General features: G+C 74.2%; 15 protein-coding genes and 1 riboswitch. Of the genes, 6 read left to right on the top strand and 9 right to left on the bottom strand.

Annotated features, from left to right (window positions below; genetic code table 11):
* Nucleotides 1-26: 26 nt before the first annotated feature.
* Complete coding sequence (locus tag ACH4S9_RS22680) at nucleotides 27-2861, bottom strand: GNAT family N-acetyltransferase (protein ID WP_358847730.1); 2835 nt, start codon at nucleotides 2859-2861, stop codon at nucleotides 27-29.
* Nucleotides 2862-3070: 209 nt separating this feature from the next.
* Here ACH4S9_RS22680 and ACH4S9_RS22675 point away from each other — a divergent pair, with 209 nt between their 5' ends.
* Nucleotides 3071-3352, top strand: coding sequence for an HPr family phosphocarrier protein (locus ACH4S9_RS22675; RefSeq protein ID WP_311723768.1), 282 nt, complete (start codon nucleotides 3071-3073; stop codon nucleotides 3350-3352).
* A 216-nt stretch (nucleotides 3353-3568) separates the two neighbouring features.
* On the opposite strand, the gene ACH4S9_RS22670 is transcribed toward ACH4S9_RS22675, so the two are convergent.
* The 4 genes from ACH4S9_RS22670 to ACH4S9_RS22655 all read right to left on the bottom strand — a co-directional run bounded on the left by ACH4S9_RS22670 (nucleotide 3569) and on the right by ACH4S9_RS22655 (nucleotide 8685).
* The gene (locus ACH4S9_RS22670) at nucleotides 3569-4327 is read right to left on the bottom strand and encodes a GntR family transcriptional regulator (protein ID WP_398373686.1); all 759 of its coding nucleotides are present in this window, start codon (nucleotides 4325-4327) and stop codon (nucleotides 3569-3571) included.
* A 226-nt stretch (nucleotides 4328-4553) separates the two neighbouring features.
* On the bottom strand, nucleotides 4554-5378 hold the full coding sequence (locus ACH4S9_RS22665) for a M23 family metallopeptidase (protein WP_311723770.1): 825 nt from the start codon (nucleotides 5376-5378) through the stop codon (nucleotides 4554-4556).
* A gap of 13 nt (nucleotides 5379-5391) precedes the next feature.
* Nucleotides 5392-5590, bottom strand: a riboswitch (cyclic di-AMP (ydaO/yuaA leader).
* A gap of 297 nt (nucleotides 5591-5887) precedes the next feature.
* Nucleotides 5888-7270 (bottom strand): pitrilysin family protein, encoded by a 1383-nt coding sequence (locus ACH4S9_RS22660; RefSeq protein ID WP_311723885.1) that lies wholly within the window; start codon nucleotides 7268-7270, stop codon nucleotides 5888-5890.
* 20 nt (nucleotides 7271-7290) lie between these two features.
* Complete coding sequence (locus ACH4S9_RS22655) at nucleotides 7291-8685, bottom strand: pitrilysin family protein (protein WP_358847729.1); 1395 nt, start codon at nucleotides 8683-8685, stop codon at nucleotides 7291-7293.
* Nucleotides 8686-9024: 339 nt separating this feature from the next.
* Here ACH4S9_RS22655 and ACH4S9_RS22650 point away from each other — a divergent pair, with 339 nt between their 5' ends.
* Nucleotides 9025-11478, top strand: coding sequence for a DNA topoisomerase (ATP-hydrolyzing) subunit A (locus ACH4S9_RS22650; RefSeq protein ID WP_398373685.1), 2454 nt, complete (start codon nucleotides 9025-9027; stop codon nucleotides 11476-11478).
* 172 nt (nucleotides 11479-11650) lie between these two features.
* Here ACH4S9_RS22650 and ACH4S9_RS22645 read toward each other — a convergent pair whose 3' ends face one another.
* Nucleotides 11651-12529 (bottom strand): alpha/beta fold hydrolase, encoded by an 879-nt coding sequence (locus ACH4S9_RS22645; RefSeq protein WP_398373684.1) that lies wholly within the window; start codon nucleotides 12527-12529, stop codon nucleotides 11651-11653.
* A 185-nt stretch (nucleotides 12530-12714) separates the two neighbouring features.
* Here ACH4S9_RS22645 and ACH4S9_RS22640 point away from each other — a divergent pair, with 185 nt between their 5' ends.
* The 4 genes from ACH4S9_RS22640 (at nucleotide 12715) to ACH4S9_RS22625 (ending at nucleotide 18418) form a co-directional block, all read left to right on the top strand.
* Complete coding sequence (locus ACH4S9_RS22640) at nucleotides 12715-14733, top strand: BTAD domain-containing putative transcriptional regulator (protein WP_398373683.1); 2019 nt, start codon at nucleotides 12715-12717, stop codon at nucleotides 14731-14733.
* Between the two features lie 146 nt (nucleotides 14734-14879).
* Nucleotides 14880-15917 (top strand): sucrase ferredoxin, encoded by a 1038-nt coding sequence (locus ACH4S9_RS22635; RefSeq protein ID WP_398373682.1) that lies wholly within the window; start codon nucleotides 14880-14882, stop codon nucleotides 15915-15917.
* Nucleotides 15918-15996: 79 nt separating this feature from the next.
* On the top strand, nucleotides 15997-17667 hold the full coding sequence (locus ACH4S9_RS22630) for a sensor histidine kinase (RefSeq protein ID WP_311723776.1): 1671 nt from the start codon (nucleotides 15997-15999) through the stop codon (nucleotides 17665-17667).
* 22 nt (nucleotides 17668-17689) lie between these two features.
* Entirely contained in the window at nucleotides 17690-18418 is a 729-nt protein-coding gene (locus tag ACH4S9_RS22625) for a response regulator (RefSeq protein WP_398373995.1), read from the top strand.
* Nucleotides 18419-18427: 9 nt separating this feature from the next.
* Here the strand turns inward: ACH4S9_RS22625 and ACH4S9_RS22620 are convergent, their stop codons facing one another.
* The 3 genes from ACH4S9_RS22620 to ACH4S9_RS22610 form a co-directional block, all read right to left on the bottom strand.
* Entirely contained in the window at nucleotides 18428-20032 is a 1605-nt protein-coding gene (locus tag ACH4S9_RS22620; protein ID WP_361186122.1) for a cation acetate symporter, read from the bottom strand.
* Nucleotides 20029-20490 (bottom strand): DUF485 domain-containing protein, encoded by a 462-nt coding sequence (locus ACH4S9_RS22615; RefSeq protein ID WP_398373681.1) that lies wholly within the window; start codon nucleotides 20488-20490, stop codon nucleotides 20029-20031. Before ACH4S9_RS22615 ends, ACH4S9_RS22620 begins: the two co-directional genes overlap by 4 nt.
* A gap of 177 nt (nucleotides 20491-20667) precedes the next feature.
* Nucleotides 20668-21402, bottom strand: a complete 735-nt coding sequence (locus ACH4S9_RS22610; RefSeq protein ID WP_398373680.1) for a response regulator — start codon at nucleotides 21400-21402, stop codon at nucleotides 20668-20670.
* Nucleotides 21403-21429: the final 27 nt, after the last annotated feature.

The following is a 21429-nucleotide window of genomic DNA, read 5'->3' as shown; positions in this document are numbered from 1 at the left end:
CCATGCCGGCCATGCCCACGGCGGGGTCAATAGCTGGGGAGGTGGCGGGGGCCGAGGTCGGTGCGCGGGGGTGGCGGGGCCAGCCGGACGGCCGCGCCGAGCACGGACAGGCCGTGCGGGGCGACGACGACCGGTTCCAGGTCGACGCCGACCACCTCGGGATGGTCGTCCACCAGTCGGGACACCCGCAGCAGAAGCTCCTCCAGCGCCGCGGTGTCGACGGGTCTTGAGCCGCGCCAGCCGAACAGGAGCGGCGCGGTCCGGATGGATCTGATCAGCTCCGCGGCGTCCCGGTCGGTGGCCGGGACGAGCCGGTGCGCGGTGTCGCCGAGCAGCTCGGAGGGGGCTCCGGCGAGCCCGAAGGAGAGCACCGCCCCGGCGGCGGGGTCGATGGCGGCCCGTACGACGGTGTCGACGCCGCGCGGGGCCATCCGCTGCACGACGAGCCGCAGCTCCTCGGGGGCGCCGAGGTACCCGGTCAACTCGGCGTAGGACCGGCGCAGTTCCGCCTCCCCGCCGAGGTCGAGCCGCACACCCCCGAGGTCGGCGCGGTGGCGCAGCTGGGGCGCGGTGGTCTTGAGGGCGACGGGGAAGCCGAGCCGGGCCGCGGCCCGTACGGCGGCGTCCGGGTCGGGGGCGGGGAACGCGGGCAGCACGCTGACGCCGTAGCGGGCGAGGAGGCGCTGGGCGTCGGGGGCGGACAGGCTGACGGGGGGCGGGGCCGGGACCTCGGGGCGGGGGCCGCCGGGCGGGGCCGCCTCGGTCGAGTCCGACGGGGCGAGCAGCACGTCGATGTCGGCCGCGGCCCCCGCCTCGTCGATGTCCTCGTACTGGGGCACCCGCCCCGGCTCTTCTTCGGCCTGCCGGCGCCACCGCGCGTACCCCACGGCCTCGGCGAGGGCCCGTACGGCGCGCTCCGCGGCCGGGTACGCGGGGATCCGCGGGGCCGGGAAGGGTTCACCGCCCTCCTGTCCCCCGTGTGCTCCGGGGGCGCCCCAGGGCGCGGCCAGGGCCTCGACGAGCCCCGGGATCTCCAGGTGGACCACCGCCACCGGCTTGGCCGCGCCGCCCGCCGCCGCCTCGGCGGCCGCGCCCCGCATCGCCCCGGCGAGGTCGGCCGCGTCTGCGTCGCCGACCCAGGGGATGGCGGTGACGACGACCGCGTCGCACGCGTCGTCGGCGAGGGCCGCTGCCAGGGCCCGCCGGAAGTCGTCGCGGGCGGCGGCCGTGGTCAGGTCGCGGGGCGGCAGCGGGCGCAGCCCCTCGGCGAGGCAGGCGTCGTAGGTGAGCAGCCCCAAGGACTCGGAGTTGCCGAGGATGGCGATGCGCGGGCCGGCGGGGAGCGGCTGGGAGCCGAGCAGCAGCCCGGCGTCGACGAGCTCGGTGACGGTGTCGACCCGGATGACGCCCGCCTGCCGCAGCAGGGCGGAGACGGTGGCGTCCGGGATGCCGGTGGCGGGCACGGCGTGGCCGGTGGGGGCGCTGCCGCTGTGCCGGGCGCCCTTGACGACCACGACCGGCTTGACCGCGGCCGTGCGCCTGGCGAGCCGGGTGAACTTGCGGGGGTTGCCGATGGACTCGAGGTACATCAGGGCGACGTCCGTCCGCGGGTCGTCGTACCAGTACTGGAGGAGGTCGTTGCCGGACACGTCGGCGCGGTTGCCCGCGGAGATGAAGGTGGAGACCCCCGCGGTCCCCGCGCCGCGCCGGTCGAGACCGGAGAGCAGCGCGATGCCTATCGCCCCGGACTGGGTGAACAGGCCGAGCCGGCCGGGGGCGGGCAGCCGAGGCGAGAGGGAGGCGTTCAGCCGCACGCCGTCGGCGGTGTTGATGATGCCGAAGGCGTTGGGGCCGATGATCCGCATGCCGTAGGTGCGCGCCTGGCGGACCAGCTCGCGCTGGCGGTCGCGGCCCTCGGGCCCGCTCTCCGCGTAGCCGGCGGAGACCACGACGAGGCCCTGGACGCCGTGTTCGCCGCAGTCCGCGACCACGGACGGCACCTGGTCGGCGGGGACGGCGACGACGGCGAGGTCGACCGGCCCGTCGATCTCGCGGATCGAGCGGTGGGCCGGGACGCCCTCGGGGTCCAGCCGCTTCCACTCCCCGGGGAAGCGGCGGTTGACGGCGTGGACGTGCCCGGTGAACCCGCCGTCCAGGAGGCCGCGCAGCACGGTGCGGCCGACGCCGCCCGGGGCCCGCCCGGCGCCGATGACGGCGACGGAGCCCGGGGCGAGCAGCCGCTGTACGGAGCGGGCCTCGGCGCGCTGCTCGCGGGCGCGCATGACGGCCAGGGAGCGGTCGGTGGGTTCGAGGTCGAGCTCCAGCCGGACGACGCCGTCCTCGAAGCTGCGCTTCTGGGTGAAGCCCGCATCCGTGAACACCTTGATCATCTTGGTGTTGGCGGGCAGCACCTCGGCGGCGAAACGGCGGATGCCGCGCTCGCGGGCGACGGCGGCGATGTGCTCGAGCAGGGCGGAGGCCACCCCGCGGCCCTGGTGGGCGTCCTGGACGAGGAAGGCGACCTCGGCCTCGTCGGCCGGGCCCGTCGCGGCCAGGCCCTGGCCGTCGATCCGGTCGTAGCGGACGGTGGCGATGAACTCGTCCCCGACCGTGGCGGCCAGGCCCACCCGGTCGACGTAGTCGTGGTGCGTGAAGCGGTGGACGTCGCGATCGGAGAGCCGGGGGTAGGGCGCGAAGAAGCGGTAGTACTTGGACTCGTCCGAGACCCGTTCGTAGAAGCTGACCAGGCGCTGTGCGTCGTCGGCGGTGATCGGGCGGATCTGGGCGGTACCGCCGTCGCGGAGCACCACGTCGGCCTCCCAGTGGGCCGGATAGGCGTGGGTGTCGGACGGGGGCCGCATGGGGCCCAGCCTACGGCGCGGGTGGAGAGGGGTCCGGACATCCGAATGGCGGACCCCTCTTGCGTGAAGAGGAGGTGTCGAGGGAAGGTCCGTATCGGACCCGTACGGGCACGCTCGGGCCCACTCGGACACCTTCCGGGCAGACCCAGACACCGACACCGTATGATTTGGTCTAGACAACAACCACACCGCTTCTGAAGGGCAACACCATGGCTGAGCGCCGCGTCAACATCGGCTGGGCCGAGGGCCTGCACGCCCGCCCCGCGTCGATCTTCGTCCGGGCGGCCACCGCCTCCGGCGTCCCCATCACGATCGCCAAGGCGGACGGCACCCCGGTCAACGCCGCGTCCATGCTCGCGGTGCTCGGCCTCGGCGCCCAGGGCGGCGAGGAGGTCGTCCTCGCCTCGGAGGCGGATGACGCCGAGGTCGCGCTCGACCGTCTGGCCAAGCTGGTCGGCGAGGGGCTCGAGGAGCTGCCGGAGACCGTCTGACTGGCTCCGGCTCCGCCGTCGGCGGATCGATTCGGCACGGCCGCGCAGCGCGGCCGCGGTGCCCCATTCCGGGCGACCGCGGCCGCGTTGTTTTATGTTTTCCGCCCGCGCTCCGCACACACCACCTGAATACGGGGACACGAAATCAGCGGCCACGGAAATCCACGGCCGCGACACATCGGCGATAATTCCAAGAAGTTGTATACGGGGCCGCTGTTAATTCCGCGCGCCCGCATTGTTTACGGAATGTTTCGAAGTCCTCACGCGGGGGGGACGGCGCAGCCGGTATTCCGACATCGAGCGCTCGGCGTGAGCCGCGGCGAGCGTCCGGGCGCGGTCGGCGTCGCCCCGCGCCACCGCGTCGACCAGCGCCCCGTGCTCGCTCCAGGACTCGACGGCCCTGAGCGAGAAGTCGGGGCGTCCGGGGCCGCCCGGGACGGGCGGCGCGGACCGGCGGGGCTCCACCGCGTACACCCAGGCGATCTTGCGCCGCAGCTGCACCAGCAGCCCGGCCAGGCTCGGGCTGCCGGACGCCTGGGCCAGCGTCTCGTGGAACCAGTCGCTCAGCGACCGCAGTTCGCCCAGCTGACCGCGCTGGGCCCGCTCCTGGCCCAGCCGGACCAGGCCGCGCAACACCTTCAGATGCGCCTCGGTGCGGCGCTGGGCGGCCCGGGCGGCGCCCAGCGGCTCCAGCAGCGCGCGGATGTCCAGCAGGTCGGCGGCCTCCCGGTCGGACGGCTGGGCCACGCATGCGCCCGCGTGCCGGCGGGTGGTCACGAAGCCCTCCGACTCCAGGGTGCGCAGGGCCTCGCGCACGGGCACACGCGAGACGCCGTACCGCCGGGCGAGGACTTCCTCGGTCAGCCGGCTGCCCGGCGCGAAGGTGCCGGAGACGATGTCGTCGCGGATCGCCGTACACACCGCGTGCGCCGAAATCCGGCGGCTGCCGTGGACCGCGGTCGTATCGCCGTTCACTTACGGTCCCGCATTGTCGAACCTCCGCCTTAATCTCCGCGAAACGCAGCCGATTGACGCGTGTTCAGCGACTCTATTCTAAGCGGCTGGAATTTCCGATGGGCGGGGGGATTTCATGGATATTTTTTGGCCAGGGCGAGCGGACGGACAGCGGGCGGACGGACAGACAGACAGACCGAAGGCCCCGGGTCCGTGGGACCGGGGCCTTCGGGCGGCGTGCGGTTGATCAGATGTTGACGCCGTGCGAGCGCAGATAGGCGACGGGGTCGATGTCCGAGCCGTAGTCCGGGCTCGTGCGGGCCTCGAAGTGCAGATGCGGCCCGGTGACGTTGCCCGTGGCGCCGGACAGGCCGATCTGCTGACCGGGGGTGACCGCCTGGCCGACGGAGACGCTGAGGGACGACAGATGCGCGTACTGGGTGTAGGTGCCGTCGTTCATCTTGATCACGATGTTGTTGCCGTACGCGCCGCCCCAGCCGGCCTCGACGACGGTGCCGGAGCCCACGGAGTGCACCGAGGTCCCGGACGCGGCGTGGAAGTCCACCCCGGTGTGGCTGCCGGAGGACCACAGGCCGCTGGAGGCCTGGTAGCTGGTGGAGAGGTACGAGCCGGAGACCGGCAGCACGAACATGTTCAGCCGCTTGCGCTCCGCCTCGCGCGCCGCGCGCTCCTTGGCCTCACGCTCCTGCTTGGCCTTCTTCGCGGCCGCCTCCGCCTTGCGCTTCGCCTCCGCGGCCAGCCGCGCGGCCTCCTTGCGGGCGTCGGCCTCGGCCTGCGCCTTGGCGGCGGCCTCCGCGGCGAAGGACTGCTGGGTCTCCGCCTGGGCGGCGACCTGGTCGGCGAGCTCGTCGCCCATGGCGACCGCCTGGCGCAGCCCGGTGTCCTCGGCGCCGCGCCCGTCGTCCGAGGCCGCGAGCGCCGGGGCGGCGAAGCCGGCGACCACGCCGGAGGCGGCCAGTGTGGCTATGCCCGCCAGGTTGGCGCCGGAGCGGGCGGTACGGGGGGCGCGTCCGGGGCGGCGGTGCTTCCCGGTGGTACGGGTGATCGCCATGAAGCGGCGCACTCCTTTCCTTCCCTCTCGCCTACCGGGTTAGCTGACGGGTTCGGAGCAGGAAGGTCTCCTACGGGCCCCTCGCCCCTCGCGGGGAAGGCGTCCGATTCACCCCTGGGAATCGCCCCTCCGGCGCCGCGGGCGGCAACGGGCGAGGCTGGTTCCCCGGTTCCCCTGGCTCGCGCCGTACGGGGATTCGGCGATGGTTGTCCGTGCCGCGGGCGCGGCGTGTCTCGGGCGGGCAACCGGACTGACGCTAAGCGGGACCGCTTTCGATCACCAAACGGTTCCGCTCTTTTGTTGGTTTCCCCACAGACACGCCCATCCAGATGGGCAACCTCTGCTATAAAGCGGGCGAAACGACCGGTGAAACGGCAACAAAAGGAAACCCCGGCGCCTGAAACGGCGCCAGGGTCCTTGTCCCGGCGGCCCGTTCGCCCAGCTCGCGAGGGCGGCCGGGCGCGTCGGCCTCACGTCAACCTGGGGTAAACCCCCGGGTCATCTCCAGGTCAGCCCTGGATGACGCTCACCTCGCCGATGCCGAGCTCCTTGACCGGCTCCTCGATCTTCGAGGCGTCGCCCACGAGCACCGTGACCAGCCTGTCGGGCGGGAAGGCGCTCACCACCGCGGCCGTCGCCTCCACCGTGCCGGTCTCCGCGAGGCGCGCGTACAGGTGCGCCTGGAAGTCGTCCGGCAGGTGCTGCTCGACCTGGTCGGCCAGCGTACCCGCGACCGCGGCCGCCGTCTCGTACTTCAGCGGGGCCACCCCGACGAGGTTCTGCACGGCGACATCGCGCTCGGCGTCCGTCAGGCCCTCCTCCTTGAGCGTGCCCAGCACCTTCCACAGGTCCTCCAGGGCGGGACCGGTGACCTCGGTGGCCACCGAGCCGCTGATGGCCAGCATCGCGGCGCCCGTGGCCCCTCCAGAGGCGTCCGGGGCCGCCGAGCGGAGCACCTGGCCGAAGGCGCGCACGCCGTAGGTGTAGCCCTTCTCCTCGCGCAGCACCCGGTCCAGCCGGGAGGTGAGGGTGCCGCCCAGGCAGTAGGTGCCCAGCACCTGGGCGGGCCAGATGCGGTCGTGGCGGTCGGCGCCGATCCGCCCGATGAGCAGCTGGGTCTGCACCGCGCCCGGCCGGTCGACGATGATCACCCGGCCGGTGTCATCGGCGGTGATCGGCGGCATGGAGCGGGGCTCGGCGGCGCCGCCCGTCCAGGCGCCGAGGGTGTCGGCCAGCGCCTTGTCGAGGTCGACGCCGGTCAGGTCGCCGACGACCACGGCGGTCGTGGTGGAGGGGCGGACATGCGTCTCGTAGAAGGCCCGCACGGCCGCGGCGTCGATGCCCTCGACGGTCTCCTGGGTGCCCTGGCGCGGGCGGGACATCCGGGACTCCGCCGGGAACAGCGTCTTGGACAGTGCCATCGAGGCGCGCCGGGCCGGATTGGCCAGCTCGTGCGGGATCTCGTCCAGGCGGTTGCGCACCAGCCGCTCGACCTCGCCCTCGGGGAAGGCGGGCGCGCGCAGCGCGTCGGCCAGCAGGCCGAGCGCCTTGGGCAGCCGGGAGACGGGGACCTCCAGGGACACGCGGAGGCCGGGGTGGTCGGCGTGTGCGTCCAGGGTGGCGCCGCAGCGCTCCAGCTCGGCGGCGAACTCCTCGGCGGTGTGCTTGTCGGTGCCCTCGGACAGCGCGCGGGCCATGATCGTGGCGATGCCGTCGAGCCCGGCCGGCTCGGCGTCCAGCGGGGCCGCGAGGTTGACCTCCACGGCCACGACCTGCTGGCCGGGGCGGTGGCAGCGCAGCACGGCCAGCCCGTTGGACAGCTCGGCGCGCTCGGGGGCCGGGAAGGCCCAGGGCTTGGCGGCGCCGCCCAGCGGCTGCGGGTGGAAGGTCATCGTGGTGGTGACGGCGTCGCTCACTGGGCCGACTCTCCTTCTGCGTCGTTGTCGTCGGCTGCCGCGTCGTTGTCCGTGTCCGTGACGGCGTCGGCCTCGGCCTGCTCGGCGCCCTGGAGCGGTTCGTACACCAGCACCGCGCGGTTGTCGGGGCGCAGCCTGGCCTGGGCCACGGCCCGCACCTCCTCGGCCGTCACCTGGAGCACGCGCTCCACGGCGGTCAGCGCCAGCTGCGGGTCGCCGAACAGCACCGCGAACCGGCACAGCTCGTCGGCGCGGCCGCCGACCGTGGCCAGCCGGTCCAGCCACTCGCGCTCCAGCTGGGCCTGGGCGCGCTCCATCTCCTCCGGGGTCGGCCCCTCCTCGGCGAACCGGGCCAGCTCCTCGTCGACCGCGGCCTCGATGTCGGGCACCTCCACGCCGCCCGAGGTCTTCACGTCCAGCCAGCCGAGTGAGGGGGCGCCGGACAGCCGCAGCAGGCCGAAGCCCGCGGCCACCGCCGTACGGTCGCGGCGCACCAGGCGGTTGTGCAGGCGGGAGGACTCCCCGCCGCCCAGGACGGTCAGCGCCAGGTCGGCTGCGTCGGCCTCGCGGGTGCCGTCGTGGGGCAGCCGGTAGGCGGCCATCAGGGCGCGGGCCGGGACCTCCTCCTCGACGACCTCGCGCAGCTGTCCGCCGATCACCTCCGGCAGGGTGCCGTCGCGGGGCGGGCGCTTGCCGTCGTGGGAGGGGATGGTGCCGAAGTACTTCTCGATCCAGGCAAGAGTCTGCTCGGGGTCGATGTCGCCCACGATCGCCAGCACCGCGTTGTTCGGCGCGTAGTACGTGCGGAAGAACTCGCGCGCGTCCTCCAGGGAGGCCGCGTCCAGGTCGGCCATCGAGCCGATCGGGGTGTGGTGGTACGGGTGGCCCTCGGGGTAGGCCATGCCGACCAGGCGCTCGAACGCGGTGCCGTACGGCACGTTGTCGTAGCGCTGGCGGCGCTCGTTCTTGACGACGTCGCGCTGGTTCTCCAGGCTCTCCTCGTCCAGCGCGGTCAGCAGCGAGCCCATGCGGTCCGCCTCGAGCCACAGCGCCAGCTCCACCTGGTGGGTCGGCATCGTCTCGAAGTAGTTGGTCCGCTCGAAGCTGGTCGTCCCGTTGAGCGAGCCGCCGGCGCCCTGCACCAGCTCGAAGTGGCCGTTCCCCTTCACCTGCGCCGAGCCCTGGAACATCAAGTGCTCGAAAAGGTGAGCCAGCCCGGTACGCCCCTTGACTTCGTGGCGCGAGCCGACGTCGTACCACAGGCAGACCGCCGCGACCGGGGTCAGGTGGTCTTCGGAGAGCACCACCCGCAGGCCGTTGGCCAGCCGGTGCTCGGTCGCTGTCAGGCCGCCGGAGCCGGCTTGTTCCGTGGCCGTGTGACCCATGGGCATGTACGTCCCTTCGATCGCGTGATGGAGCGCGTGCGAGCCGCGTGAAGTGCGGTCCTGTCACTGTATGCAAGCGCACGGACATCTGGCGAAGTTCCCGCCGGGCGAATCTCGCCGGCGGGCCGCCGGAACACCGCGCGAGCGGCTCCCGGCGCGCCCCCGGCGTGCCCCTGGGGCACCGCCCAGCGGTAGTCGGGGGAGCTCCCAAGACGGCTCCGCGGGGGCCCTGGGAACGGTCGGCGAGGGGGCGTTGACCATGGCCCGTTCCACACTTGTCTGCGGTCCGGTCCACAATGGTCGGCGTCAGATCCCGCCTCGGCAGTTGAAGGAGCCGCAAGCGCGATGGCCCGCCGCAGCACAAAGACCCCTCCGCCGGACGACTTCGAGGAGCGCATTCTCGACATCGACGTCGTCGACGAGATGCAGGGCTCCTTCCTTGAGTACGCGTACTCGGTCATCTACTCGCGCGCCCTTCCCGACGCCCGGGACGGGCTCAAGCCGGTGCACCGGCGCATCCTCTACCAGATGAACGAGATGGGCCTGCGGCCCGAGCGCGGCTTCGTGAAGTGCGCCCGGGTCGTCGGCGAGGTCATGGGCAAGCTGCACCCCCATGGCGACGCGTCGATCTACGACGCGCTGGTGCGTATGGCCCAGCCCTTCTCGATGCGCGTCCCGCTGGTCGACGGCCACGGGAACTTCGGCTCCCTGGGCAACGACGACCCGCCCGCCGCGATGCGCTACACCGAGTGCCGCATGGCCTCGGCGACCTCGCTGATGACGGAGTCGATCGACGAGGACACCGTCGATTTCACCCCCAACTACGACGGCAGCGAGCAGGAGCCGGTGGCGCTCCCCGCCGCCTATCCCAACCTGCTGGTCAACGGCGCCTCCGGGATCGCCGTCGGCATGGCGACGAACATGCCCCCGCACAACCTGGGCGAGGTGATCGCCGCCGCCCGCCATCTGATCAGGCACCCGGGCGCGGACCTGGACGCCCTGATGCGGTTCGTGCCCGGCCCCGACCTGCCGACCGGCGGCCGGGTCGTGGGCCTGGGCGGCGTCCGGGACGCGTACGAGAAGGGGCGCGGCACCTTCAAGATCCGCGCCACGGTCGCGGTGGAGGACGTGACGGCACGCCGCAAGGGCCTGGTCGTCACCGAACTGCCCTTCGCGGTCGGCCCCGAGAAGGTCATCTCGAAGATCAAGGACCTGGTCGGCGCCAAGAAGCTCCAGGGCATCGCGGACGTCAAGGACCTGACCGACCGCGAGCACGGACTGCGCCTGGTCATCGAGGTCAAGAACGGCTTCAACCCCGAGGCCGTGCTGGAGCAGCTCTACAAGCTGACGCCGATGGAGGAGTCCTTCGGCATCAACAATGTCGCGCTGGTGGACGGCCAGCCGCTCACGCTCGGGCTCAAGGAGCTGCTGGAGGTCTATCTCGACCACCGCTTCACCGTGGTGCGGCGGCGCAGCGAGTTCCGGCGCGGCAAGCGGCGGGACCGGCTGCACCTGGTCGAGGGGCTGCTGGTCGCCCTGCTCGACATCGACGAGGTCATCCGCATCATCCGCTCCAGCGACAACGCGGCGCAGGCCAAGGAGTCCCTGATCGCCCGCTTCGGGCTCTCCGAGGTCCAGACGCAGTACATCCTGGACACCCCGCTGCGCCGGCTGACCAGGTTCGACCGGATCGAGCTGGAGTCGGAGCGCGACCGCCTCAAGGCGGAGATCGAGGAGCTGACCCGGATCCTGGATTCGGACGCCGAGCTGCGCAAGCTGGTGTCGGCGGAACTGGCCCAGGTGGCCAAGAAGTTCGCCACGCCGCGCCGCACGGTGCTTCAGGAGTCGGCGAACGCCCCGGTGACCGCGGTGCCGCTGGAGGTCGCCGACGACCCGTGCCGGGTGCTGCTGTCCTCCACCGGCCTGCTGGCCCGCACGGCCAACGGTGAGCCGTTCCCGGGCGAGGGGCAGGCCAAGCGCGTCAAGCACGATGTGATCGTCTCGGCGGTCCCGGCCACGGCCCGCGGGGACCTGGGGGCGGTGACCTCGTCCGGGCGGCTGCTGCGGCTCGCCGTGGTCGATCTGCCGATACTCCCGGAGACGCCCGGGGCCCCGAACCTGGCGGGCGGGGCGCCCATCGCGGAGTTCCTGACCCTGGAGGACGGCGAGGAGCTCGTCTGCCTCACCACGCTCGACGAGTCCTCACCCGGGCTCGCGATCGGCACGGAGCAGGGCGTCGTCAAGCGCGTGGTCCCCGACTACCCCGCCAACAAGGACGAGTTGGAGGTCATCGGCCTCAAGGAGGGCGACCGGATCGTCGGCGCGGTGGAGCTGCGCACGGGCGAGGAGGACCTGGTCTTCATCACCGATGACGCACAGTTGCTGCGCTATCCGGCCGCCCAGGTGCGGCCGCAGGGCCGCCCCGCGGGGGGCATGGCCGGCATCAAGCTGGGCTCGGGCGCGAAGGTGATCTCGTTCACGGCCGTCGACCCGGCGTCCGACGCGGTGGTGTTCACGGTCGCCGGCGCGCACGGCACGCTCGACGACTCGGTGCAGCAGTCGGCCAAGCTCACGCCGTTCGACCAGTACCCGCGCAAGGGCCGGGCGACCGGCGGGGTGCGCTGCCAGCGGTTCCTGAAGGGCGAGGACTGCCTGGTCCTGGCCTGGGCGGGCGCGACACCGGCCCGCGCGGCCACGCCTACCGGAACCCCGGTGCCGCTGCCGGAGCCCGATCCGCGCCGCGACGGCTCGGGAGTGCCGCTTGCGAAGGCGGTGTCGGTGCTGGCCGGCCCGGTGTAGGGGCCGGTGCGGACGGGGCGGGCTCGTCGTAGCGCGCCGTCGTCGTGACCGTCATGGCCGCGTCGGCCGGGCCGTCGTCGTACGGCCCCGCCGCCGCGGCCGTTCAGGGGCGCCCCTGTCGCTCGAGCGACTCGGGGGCGCCTCGGCTGTCCGGGCGACGCCGCCCCGGCCTTCAGCGGGCGAGCAGGGCCCGCAGGGCCTTCACGATGTCCGCGGGGGCCTCCTCGGCCATGAAGTGGCCGCAGGTGACGGTGGTGTGCCGCAGATCCGGCGCCCACGCGCCCCACAGCGCGGCCGCGTCGTAGCCCAGAGCGGCACCCCAGTCCTGCTGGAGCACGGTGACCGGCATCCGCAGCCGGCTGCCGGCGGCGCGGTCGGCCCGGTCGTGGTCGGTGTCGATCCCGGCGGAGGCGCGGTAGTCGGCGACGATCGAGGGCACCGCCTCGCGGCAGGCGTCCAGGTACGCGGCGCGGACGTCGGCCGGGACGGCACGCGGGTCGCCCGCCCACAGGTCGAGGAAGTGGCCGAAGAAGGCCTCCGGGGCGGCCGAGATCAGCCGCTCGGGCAGCCCGGGCGGCTGGGCCATCAGGTAGAGGTGGAAGCCGACGGCCGCGGTGGTGCCGTGCAGCGCCTCCCACATGTCCAGGGTCGGCAGCACATCGAGGCAGGCCAGGTGGGTGATCGCCGCCGGGTGGTCGAGGCCGGCGCGGAAGGCGACCAGCGCGCCGCGGTCGTGCCCGGCCAGCGCGAACCGCTCGTGGCCCAGCTCTCGGGCCAGGGCGACGATGTCGGCGGCCATGGTGCGCTTGGCGTAGGCGGTGCCGTCGGGGTCGGCGGGCTTGTCGCTGGCGCCGTAGCCGCGCAGGTCGGGGCAGATGACGGTGTGGTCGGCCGCGAGGTCGGCGGCGACGTGCCGCCACATCAGGTGGGTCTGCGGAAAGCCGTGCAGCAGCACGATCGGAGGGCCCGAACCGCCGACGGCCGCGTGGAGGGACACTCCGTCGGCGACGGGGACTCGCTGATGGTCGAAGCCGGTGATGACAGGCGCCATGGTTCCGCCTCTTTCGTGGGGCTGGGAGTTTGGTGCGGCTGGGAGTTTCGTGGGGGCTGGGAGTTTCGTGGGGGCTGGGAGTGAGGATCCGCCGTTGTCGTCAGCGTGCCGGGCGCGGATGAGCGGCGGATGAGCGAGCTACCGTGGCCAGGGCGCTGCCCCGGGTCCGGAAAGGGTGGTCAGGCGTGCGGTTCCTGTTCGGCGTGCTGGGTCCGGTGGCGGCCTGGGACGGGGCCGGGGGCGCGATCGCCTTGAAGGGGCCACGGCATCGCGCGGTGCTGGCCCGGCTGATCGTCGCCCGCCGCCGTGTCGTCCCGGTCCGCCGCCTGGCCGAGGACCTGTGGACGGAGCCGCCCGCCGACGCGGTGGGCGCGATACGCACCTTCGTGGCCGCGCTGCGGCGCAGCCTGGAACCGGAGCGCCCGCCCCGCGCTCCGGCCCGGCTGCTGGTCACCGAGGGGCCGGGATACGCGCTGCGCGCCGACCCCGGCGCGGTGGACGCCTGGGGCTTCGAGCGGGCGGTGGCCGCCGCCGCGGCGCTGCCTCCCGAGGACGCGTTCGTACGGCTGGACGAGGCGCTGGAGTGGTGGCGCGGGCCCGCCTACGCGGAGTGCGCCGACGAGCCCTGGGCCCGCGCGGAGCGCTCCCGCCTGACGGAGCTGCGGCTGCACGCCGTCGAGCGGCGGGCCGAGGCCCGGGTCGCGCTGGGCCTGGCCGCCGAGGCGGCGGCCGACCTGGACGCGCACGTGGCCGAGCACCCCTGGCGCGAGGGCGCCTGGCGGCTGCTGGCCCTGGCGCTGTACCGCTCCGGCCGCCAGGGCGACGCGCTGGCGGTGCTGCGCCGCGCCCGCGCGCTCCTGGCCGAGCAGCTGGGGGTGGACCCCGGCCCGCGGCTGCGCGGCCTGGAGGCGGACATCCTCGGCCACGCCGCCCACCTCGACCCCGGCCCGGCCGGGGCGGCGGGGCGGGTGTGGGCGCGTACGGCCGCCGCCTACGACCGCACCGTGCCCTCCGGCGCCCGGGCCCGTCTGGAGTCGACGGTGGGGCTGCTGCGCAGCCTCGCGGTGACCGGCGGCAGCGGCCTCCAGACCGCCCGGCGACACCGCGTGGCGGCCATCACGGCGGCCGAGGAGCTGGCCGACGCGGAGCTGACGGCCCGCGTGATCGGCGCGTACGACGTCCCGGCAGTCTGGACGCGGGTCGACGACCCCGAGCAGGCCGCGCAGGTCGTCGCGGCGGCGGAGCGCGCCCTGGCCACCCTGTCGCCCGGCGGGCACGAGGCGGCCCGGGCCCGGCTGCTGGCCACGATCGCCCTGGAGTCGCGGGGGACCCGCGCCGCGCGCGGGCCCCAGGCCGCCCGGCAGGCGGAGGAGCTCGCCCGCCGCCTGGACGACCCCGCGCTGCTCGCGTTCGCCCTCAACGCCACGTTCATGCAGACCTTCCACCACGCCGGTCTGGCGCCGCGCCGGGACGCGATCGGCGCCGAGCTGATCGCCCTGTCCGCCCGGCACGGCCTGACCACCTTCGAGGTCCTCGGCCACCTCGTCCGGCTCCAGGCTCGCAGCGCGCTGGCGGACTTCGCCGGGGCCGACCGCCACGCGGCCGCCGCGGACCGCCTGGCCGAGCGCCATGAGCTGCCGCTGGTCGGCGTGTTCACGCGGTGGTACGCCGCGCTGCGGCTCGACGCGACGGGCGACGCGACGGAAGCAGCGGCGGAGGCCGCCTACCGGAGCGCCGCCGCGCGGCTGGACGGCGCCGGCATGCCCGGGCTGGAGCGCGGTCTGCTGCCGCTCGCGCTGCTGTGCCTGCGCACCCGGCGCACGCTGCCCGTCCGGTCCAGCCCGCACAACGACCCGCACACCGACCCGCACACCGACCGGCACACCGACTGGGGGCCCTACGCGCCCTGGGTCCGCCCCCTGGCGCTGCTGGCCCAGGACCGCCGCGACGAGGCCGCGGCGGCGCTGCGCGAGGCCCCGGACCCACCGCGCGACCTGCTGTTCGAGGCGCTGTGGTGCCTGACAGCCCGGGCGGCCGTCGCCGTCGGCGACCGGGAGACGATGGAGCGCGCCCACCGCGAGCTCACCCCCGCGGCGGCGGAGCTGGCCGGGGCGGGCAGCGGCCTGCTGACCCTCGGGCCGATCTCGGCGTATCTGAGCGATCTCGCCACGGCCCTGCGGCACCCGGGCCCCGGCCGGCGCTGAGGCCTCCGGGCGGCCCCGGCGCAGGCCCGCCCCGGCCCGCGGCCGCCCCCCTCGGAACCCGCCCGCACCCAGCACAAACGCGCCTCGCACCCCCAGAGGCGCGCCTTCGGAAGCCGACGGCCGCAAGAGAGGTTAGGCTTACCTTCGTGAGCACGTGCGCGACCGCCTCCCGTGATCTGTCCGAGCCGCTCGCCGGGACGGCGACCACCGCCACCACCTGGCTTCTGCTCGAACAGCCCGGCCCCTGGGGGGCCGAGGCCCTGACCGCCAGCCATCTGGCCCCGGCCGTCGGCCGCGCGCTGGAGCGCGCCGTCAAGGACACCGGAGTCCGGGTCGCGCTGATCCGGCGCCCCGGCCGGCACCCCGACTGCCACACCCACCCGCGGCAGCGGGTCTTCATCGCGCACACCCGCCCGGGCCGCTCCTGGATCCGTACCACCACGCTCACCGAGCCCGAGCGGCTGCTCGCCCTCGACTTCGGCGCGCTGGGCGCGGGCGACCCGGGCGGTCTGCGCCCCGTGGCCACGGGCCCCGGCCAGGCGTGGGAGCAGTACACCGGCGACCCCCTGGTGTTCGTGTGCACCAACGGGAAGCGCGACCGCTGCTGCGCCATCCTCGGCCGGCCGCTGGCCGCCGAGCTCATCGCCTCCGGCGCGCGCGGCACCTGGGAGATCACCCACATCGGCGGCCACCGCTTCTCCCCCACGCTCATGGTGCTGCCGCACGGCTACGCGTACGGCCGGGCCACCGCGCAGTCCGTCCAGGAGGTGCTGGACGCGCTGCGCGAGGGCACGGTCGTCACCGAGGGCTGCCGCGGCCGGTCCACCTGGGAGCGCCCCGGCCAGGCCGCCGAGCTGGCGATCCGCGAGCTGACCGGCGAGGCGGGGGCCGACGCGCTGACCGTGCTGCGGACCGAGGGCGCCGCCCCGGCCTGGACCGTGACCGTCGAGCACACCGACGGCCGGCTGTGGCGGGTCGGCGTCGTCCAGGTCGCCGCCGCGCCGCCGCGCCCGGAGAGCTGCGGGTCCGTCCTGGGCTCCCCGGCGCGGATGGACGTCGTCGGAGTGCGGGCGGTGCGCGCCTCGCGGCCGGTGCCGCCCGTCGCCGCCACGGCTGTGACGCAGCCATCAATTGAGGAACCCCCACGGCGAGCAACCACCTCCGCGAGAGTGGCGCCGGTTTAGACACAAAGGCGCCGGTTTAGGCACAAAGAGGGTGTCCTGGCGCAGTGCCGGGGCCCGCTCTTGGTTACCCTTCCGTGGCATGAGCGCCGCGATACCCCGGGGGCCGCGCGCCGAGGCCCCAAGGTGGCGCATCGGCTGGCCCCGACGTGTCTTCTCCCAGGTCCTGCTGATGCAGCTGACCATCGCCACGGGTGTCACGGTGCTCGCGACCGGCCTCTTCCTCGCCCGGCTCGGCTCCCAGCTGGACGACCAGGCCATGCGCCGTGCCCTCGCCATCGCCCAGACCACGGCCTCCGCCCCGAATCTCACCGACGCCATCGAGCACACCCGCCCCGCCCCCGACGGCCCGGTCCAGGTCCAGGCGGAGCGGATCCGCCGGGCCACCGGTGCCGAGTATGTCGTGATCATGGACAAGCGTGGCGTGCGCTGGTCCCACACCTCTTCCGAGGAGATCGGCCGGCATGTCTCCACCGACCCCAGCGACGCCCTCGCCGGCGAGGAGGTCATGGAGATCGACAACGGCACGCTCGGCCGCTCGGCCCGCGGCAAGGTCCCGCTGCGCGACGAGCACGGCCGGATCGTCGGCGCCGTGTCGGTCGGCATCTCGTACAACAGCGTGCGCGACCGGCTCATCGGGGCGGTGCCGGGGCTGCTCGCCTACGCGGGCGGCGCGCTCGCGGTGGGTGCGGTCGCGGCGTACGTGGTGGCCCGCAGGCTCCGGCGCCGCACCCACGACCTGGCCTTCTCCGATATCTCCGCGCTGCTCGCCGAGCGCGAGGCCATGCTGCACGGCATCCGCGAGGGGGTCGTCGCCCTCGACGCGCGCGGCCGCATCCGGCTGGTCAACGACGAGGCACAGCGGCTCCTGGACCTGCGCGCCGAGGACACCGGGCGGCCGCTGGACGAGTTGCTGCCGCCGGGCCGTACCACCGATGTCCTCGCCGGGCGGGTCACCGGATCCGATCTGCTGACCGTCAGCGGCGGCCGGGTGCTGGTCGCGAACCGGATGCCGACGGACGACGGCGGGGCCGTGGCCACCCTGCGCGACCGCACCGAGCTGGAGCGGCTGGGCCGTGAGCTGGACGGCACCCGGGGGCTGATCGACGCGCTGCGCGCCCAGGACCATGAGCACGCCAACCACCTGCACACCCTCCTCGGGCTGCTGGAGCTCGAGCTGTACGAGGAGGCGGTGGAGTTCGTCACCGAGACGGTCGGGGTGCACCGCGCCACCGCCGAGCAGGTCACCGAGCGGGTCCACGACCCGCTGCTGGCCGCATTGCTGGTCGGCAAGGCCACGGTCGCCGCGGAGCGCGGCGTCTCGCTGCGCATCGCCGAGGGGACGCTGCTGCCGGACCGGCTGGTGGACCCGCCGGGCCTGGTGACGATCGTCGGCAACCTCATCGACAACGCGCTGGACGCGGCGGCCGGGACGGCCGACCCGCTGGTCGAGGTGGAGCTGGCCGCCGACGACACGGCGGTGGTGCTGCGGGTCTCCGACAGCGGGCCCGGTATCCCGGCCGACCGGCGCGATGTGGTCTTCGCCGAGGGCTGGTCGACCAAGGAGCCGCCCGCGCACCGCAAGCGCGGCATCGGCCTGCCGATGGTGCGCCGGCTCGCCGAGCGGCAGGGCGGCAGCGTGCGGGTGACCGACCGGGACGGCGGGGGCGCGGAGTTCACGGTGGTGCTGCCCGAGGCGCTGGCCGAGGAGCCGAGCGGGGCACAGCTGAGCACGACAGGAGAGCCGCGATGACGGAGGTACGGAGGTGACGGCCGTGAACGGCAGGGGCGGCGTGGGTGGGCCGGGCGGCACGGGTGGCGCGAGCAGCGCCATCAATGTGTTGGTCGTGGACGACGACGTGCGCGTGGCCCGGGTCAACGCGGCGTATGTGGAGAAGGTGCCCGGCTTCCGCGTCGTGGGGCAGGCGCACACGGCCGGTGAGGCGCTGGCCTTCCTGGACCGCGCCGCGGTCGACCTGGTGCTGCTGGACCACTATCTGCCGGACGGGACGGGCCTCGCGCTGGTGCGGCGGCTTCGCGAGCGCGGCCACCACACCGACATCATCATGGTGACCGCCGCCCGCGACATCGCCACCGTCCAGGCCGCGATGCGCCATGGCGCGCTCCAGTACCTGGTCAAGCCCTTCACCTTCGCCGGGCTGCGCGCCAAGCTCCAGGGCTACGCGGCGCTGCGCCGCGCGCTGGAGGGCGGCGGCGAGGCCGGGCAGGACCAGGTCGACCGGATCTTCGGCGCCGTGGGCGGCGCCTCGGCGGGCCCGGCGGAGCTGCCCAAGGGCCACTCCGCGCTCACCGCCGACCTGGTGCGGGAGGTGCTGCGGGGCGCCGAGGGCCCGCTGTCGGCGCAGGAGGTCGCCGAGCGGTCCTCGCTCAGCCGCCAGACCGCCCAGCGCTATCTCAAGCTCCTGGAGCGCACGGGCCGGGTCCGGCTCAGTCTGAAGTACGGCGAGACGGGGCGCCCGGAGCACCGCTACGCATGGGTGTGACCCGGCGCGTCAGGCCGCTCCCGCCCCGGTGAGGGCCCTTACCTCCGTCTCGGCGTACTTGGCGGCGTGCCTGGAGTGGGCGCCCCGCGGTGAGGTGACCGTGCCGAACCAGCCGGCGAGGAAGCCGAGGGGGACGGAGACAAGGCCCGGATTCTCCAGCGGGAAGACATGGAAGTCCACGCCCGGGAAGATCGCCTCCGGGCCGCCGGACACCACCGGGGAGAGCACCACCAGCACCAGCGCCGGAAGCAGCCCGCCGTAGACGGCCCACACCGCGCCGCGCGTGGTGAACCGCCGCCAGAAGAGCGAGTACAGCAGCACCGGGAGGTTCGCCGAGGCGGCGACCGCGAACGCCAGCCCGACCAGGAAGGCCACATTGAGGTCCTGGGCCAGCAGCCCCAGCCCGATGGCGGCCGCCCCGATCCCGACGGCCGCGATCCGCGCGACCGCGACCTCGCTGCGCGGCGTACGGTGCGCGCGGCGGCCCAGCGAGGCGTACAGGTCATGGGCGACCGAGGCGGAGGAGGCCAGGGTGATCCCGGCGACCACGGCGAGGATGGTGGCGAACGCGACGGCGGCGACCGTGGCGAACAGCACCGTGCCGCCGGTCGACCCGGCGCCCCCGCCGAGATCCAGCGCGAGCAGCGGGACGGCGGTGTTCCCGGCCGGGTTGGAGCTCCGTACGGCGCCGCCGCCCAGCACGGCGGCGGCGCCGAAGCCGAGCACGATGGTCATCAGATAGAAACCGCCGATCAGCCCGATGGACCAGATGACCGAGCGGCGGGCGGCCCGGGCGGTGGGCACGGTGTAGAAGCGGGACAGGATGTGCGGCAGCCCGGCGGTGCCGAGGACGAGGGCGAGTCCGAGGCTGATGAAGTCCAGCCGCGCGGTCCATCCGCCGCCGTACTTCAGGCCCGGGGCGAGGAAGTCCCGGCCATGCCCGCTGTGCCGCGCCGCCGCGCTGAGCAGGGCGTCCACATCGCCGTGGAAGCGGACCAGGACCAGGGCGGTGAGCGTGGCCGCCCCGGCCATCAGCAGCACCGCCTTGACGATCTGGATCCAGGTCGTGGCGCGCATCCCGCCGAGCGCCACGAAGATCACCATCAGGGTGCCCACCCCGATGACCGTCCAGGCGCGGGCGCGCGGCCCGGTCTCACCGAGCAGCAGGGCGATCAGGCTGCCCGCCCCGACCATCTGGGCCACGAGGTAGAGCACGCACACGGTGACGGAGGAGACGCCCGCGGCGATCCGGACCGAGGGCTCGCCCATCCGGGCGGCCAGCACATCGGCGAGGGTGAACCGGCCGCAGTTGCGGACCAGTTCGGCGACCAGGAGCAGCACGATCAGCCAGGCCACGAGGAAGCCGACGCAGTACAGCACGCCGTCGTAGCCGTAGAGCGCGATGAGGCCGGAGATGCCGAGGAACGAGGCGGCCGACATGTAGTCGCCCGCGATGGCGAAGCCGTTCTCCATGGGCGAGAACAGCCGCCCGCCCGCGTAGAACTCCTCCGGAGAGCCTTGCCGACGACGCCCCGCCCAGGTGGTGATGGCGAGCGTGGCCGCGACGAACACGCCGAAGAGCAGCAGCGCCAGGCTCTGCTGATTGCCCGTCACCGGCCGCGCCCCCGCATCATCTCCTGCGTCACCCAGCGGAGCTCCAGCGCGACCTGGTCCCGGCGCAGCCGGGCGTGGCGGGCGTACGCCCAGGTCAGCAGGAAGGTGGTGGCGAACTGGGCCAGCCCGGCGACCATCGCGACATTGAGCGCGCCGACGACGGGGCGGGCCATCAGACCGGGCGCGGTGGTCGCCGCGACGACGTACCCCAGATACCACAGGAGGAAGGCGGCGGCCGCGGGGAAGACGAAGCGGCGATAGCGTCTGCGCACCTCCTGGAAGGCGGCGCTGCCGTGCACCTCGGTGTAGATGTCCGCCGCGGCGGGCGGGCGCGCGCGACGGGCTCCGCGGTCCTCCCTCTCCCCCTCGCCCGCACCCCAGCCGGAGGCGACCGTGTCGTACCAGGGGTCGCCCAGCCCGACCGCCCCGGCGTCGCGCGCGTTGTGCTGCATGTCCACCCGAACACTCCTTGCTCCACTGCCGCATTGGCCGCGTGCCAAGGATGGAGGGGGCGCGAGACCCCGGACCCCGCAATAACGGACGTTCACCCCATCAGGTGACTCAGGTGACGAACATCCTGGAACCGGGACCGGAGCCGGAGCTGAGATCGGGGCCGGAATCGGGGCCGGAACGGGTCAGGAGGCCGGGTCGAAGCCGGGTGGCCGGGCGATCCCGCTGCGGTAGGCGTAGCGCACGGCCTGGGCGCGGTCGCGGACCCGCGCCTTGGTGAAGAGGTTGTTGATGTGGGTCTTCACGGTCGCCGGGCCGATACGGAGCCGACGGGCGATCTCCGCGTTGGACAGCCCCTCGGCGACCAGGGCGAGCACCTCCGCCTCGCGGGGCGTCAGCCCGTCGGGCAGCGGGCCGGGGGCGCCCACGGCCGCCGCGGGCGCACCGCCCGGCGCCCCCGTGGCACCCTCCTGCACCAGCCGCTCCAGCAGCCTCCTCTGCACCTGCGGCGACAGCGCGGCCTGCCCGGACATCACGTCCTCGACGGCGCGGGCGATCTCCTCCGCGTCCGCGTCCTTGGTCACATAGCCGCGGGCGCCCGCCTTCAGGGCCGGGAAGAGCCACTCGTCGTCGGCGTAGGTCGTCACCACCACGACCTGGGTCGCGGGGTGCTCGGCGCGGATGCGCCGGGTCGCCTCGACGCCGTCGCAGCGCGGCATCCGCAGATCCATCAGCACCACGTCCGGGGAGACCTCGGCGACCAGCCGCAGCGCCTCCTCGCCGTCGCCCGCCGAGCCGACGACCTCGATGCCGGGCAGCAGCCCCAGCAGCAGCACGATGCCCTCGCGCACCATGATCTGGTCGTCGACGACCAGCACCCGCACCACGCGCGGGCCCGTGGCGCCGTGCCCTTCGCTCATGGCCCTGTCCCCCATGCCGTCCCCGCT

This window comes from Streptomyces sp. NPDC021225 (genome assembly GCF_044332865.1).
Taxonomy (GTDB): Bacteria; Actinomycetota; Actinomycetes; order Streptomycetales; family Streptomycetaceae; genus Streptomyces.
This window is presented reverse-complemented; position numbering and strand designations above follow the sequence as displayed.

What these genes read in the sequence shown, in the direction of transcription:
- ACH4S9_RS22680 (WP_358847730.1), bottom strand. Translation starts at nt 2,861, where the DNA reads ATGCGGCCCCCGTCCGACACCCACGCCTATCCGGCCCACTGGGAGGCC.
- ACH4S9_RS22675 (WP_311723768.1), top strand. Translation starts at nt 3,071, where the DNA reads ATGGCTGAGCGCCGCGTCAACATCGGCTGGGCCGAGGGCCTGCACGCC.
- ACH4S9_RS22665 (WP_311723770.1), bottom strand. Translation starts at nt 5,378, where the DNA reads ATGGCGATCACCCGTACCACCGGGAAGCACCGCCGCCCCGGACGCGCC.
- ACH4S9_RS22660 (WP_311723885.1), bottom strand. Translation starts at nt 7,270, where the DNA reads ATGACCTTCCACCCGCAGCCGCTGGGCGGCGCCGCCAAGCCCTGGGCC.
- ACH4S9_RS22655 (WP_358847729.1), bottom strand. Translation starts at nt 8,685, where the DNA reads ATGCCCATGGGTCACACGGCCACGGAACAAGCCGGCTCCGGCGGCCTG.
- ACH4S9_RS22650 (WP_398373685.1), top strand. Translation starts at nt 9,025, where the DNA reads ATGGCCCGCCGCAGCACAAAGACCCCTCCGCCGGACGACTTCGAGGAG.
- ACH4S9_RS22645 (WP_398373684.1), bottom strand. Translation starts at nt 12,529, where the DNA reads ATGGCGCCTGTCATCACCGGCTTCGACCATCAGCGAGTCCCCGTCGCC.
- ACH4S9_RS22630 (WP_311723776.1), top strand. Translation starts at nt 15,997, where the DNA reads ATGAGCGCCGCGATACCCCGGGGGCCGCGCGCCGAGGCCCCAAGGTGG.
- ACH4S9_RS22610 (WP_398373680.1), bottom strand. Translation starts at nt 21,402, where the DNA reads ATGAGCGAAGGGCACGGCGCCACGGGCCCGCGCGTGGTGCGGGTGCTG.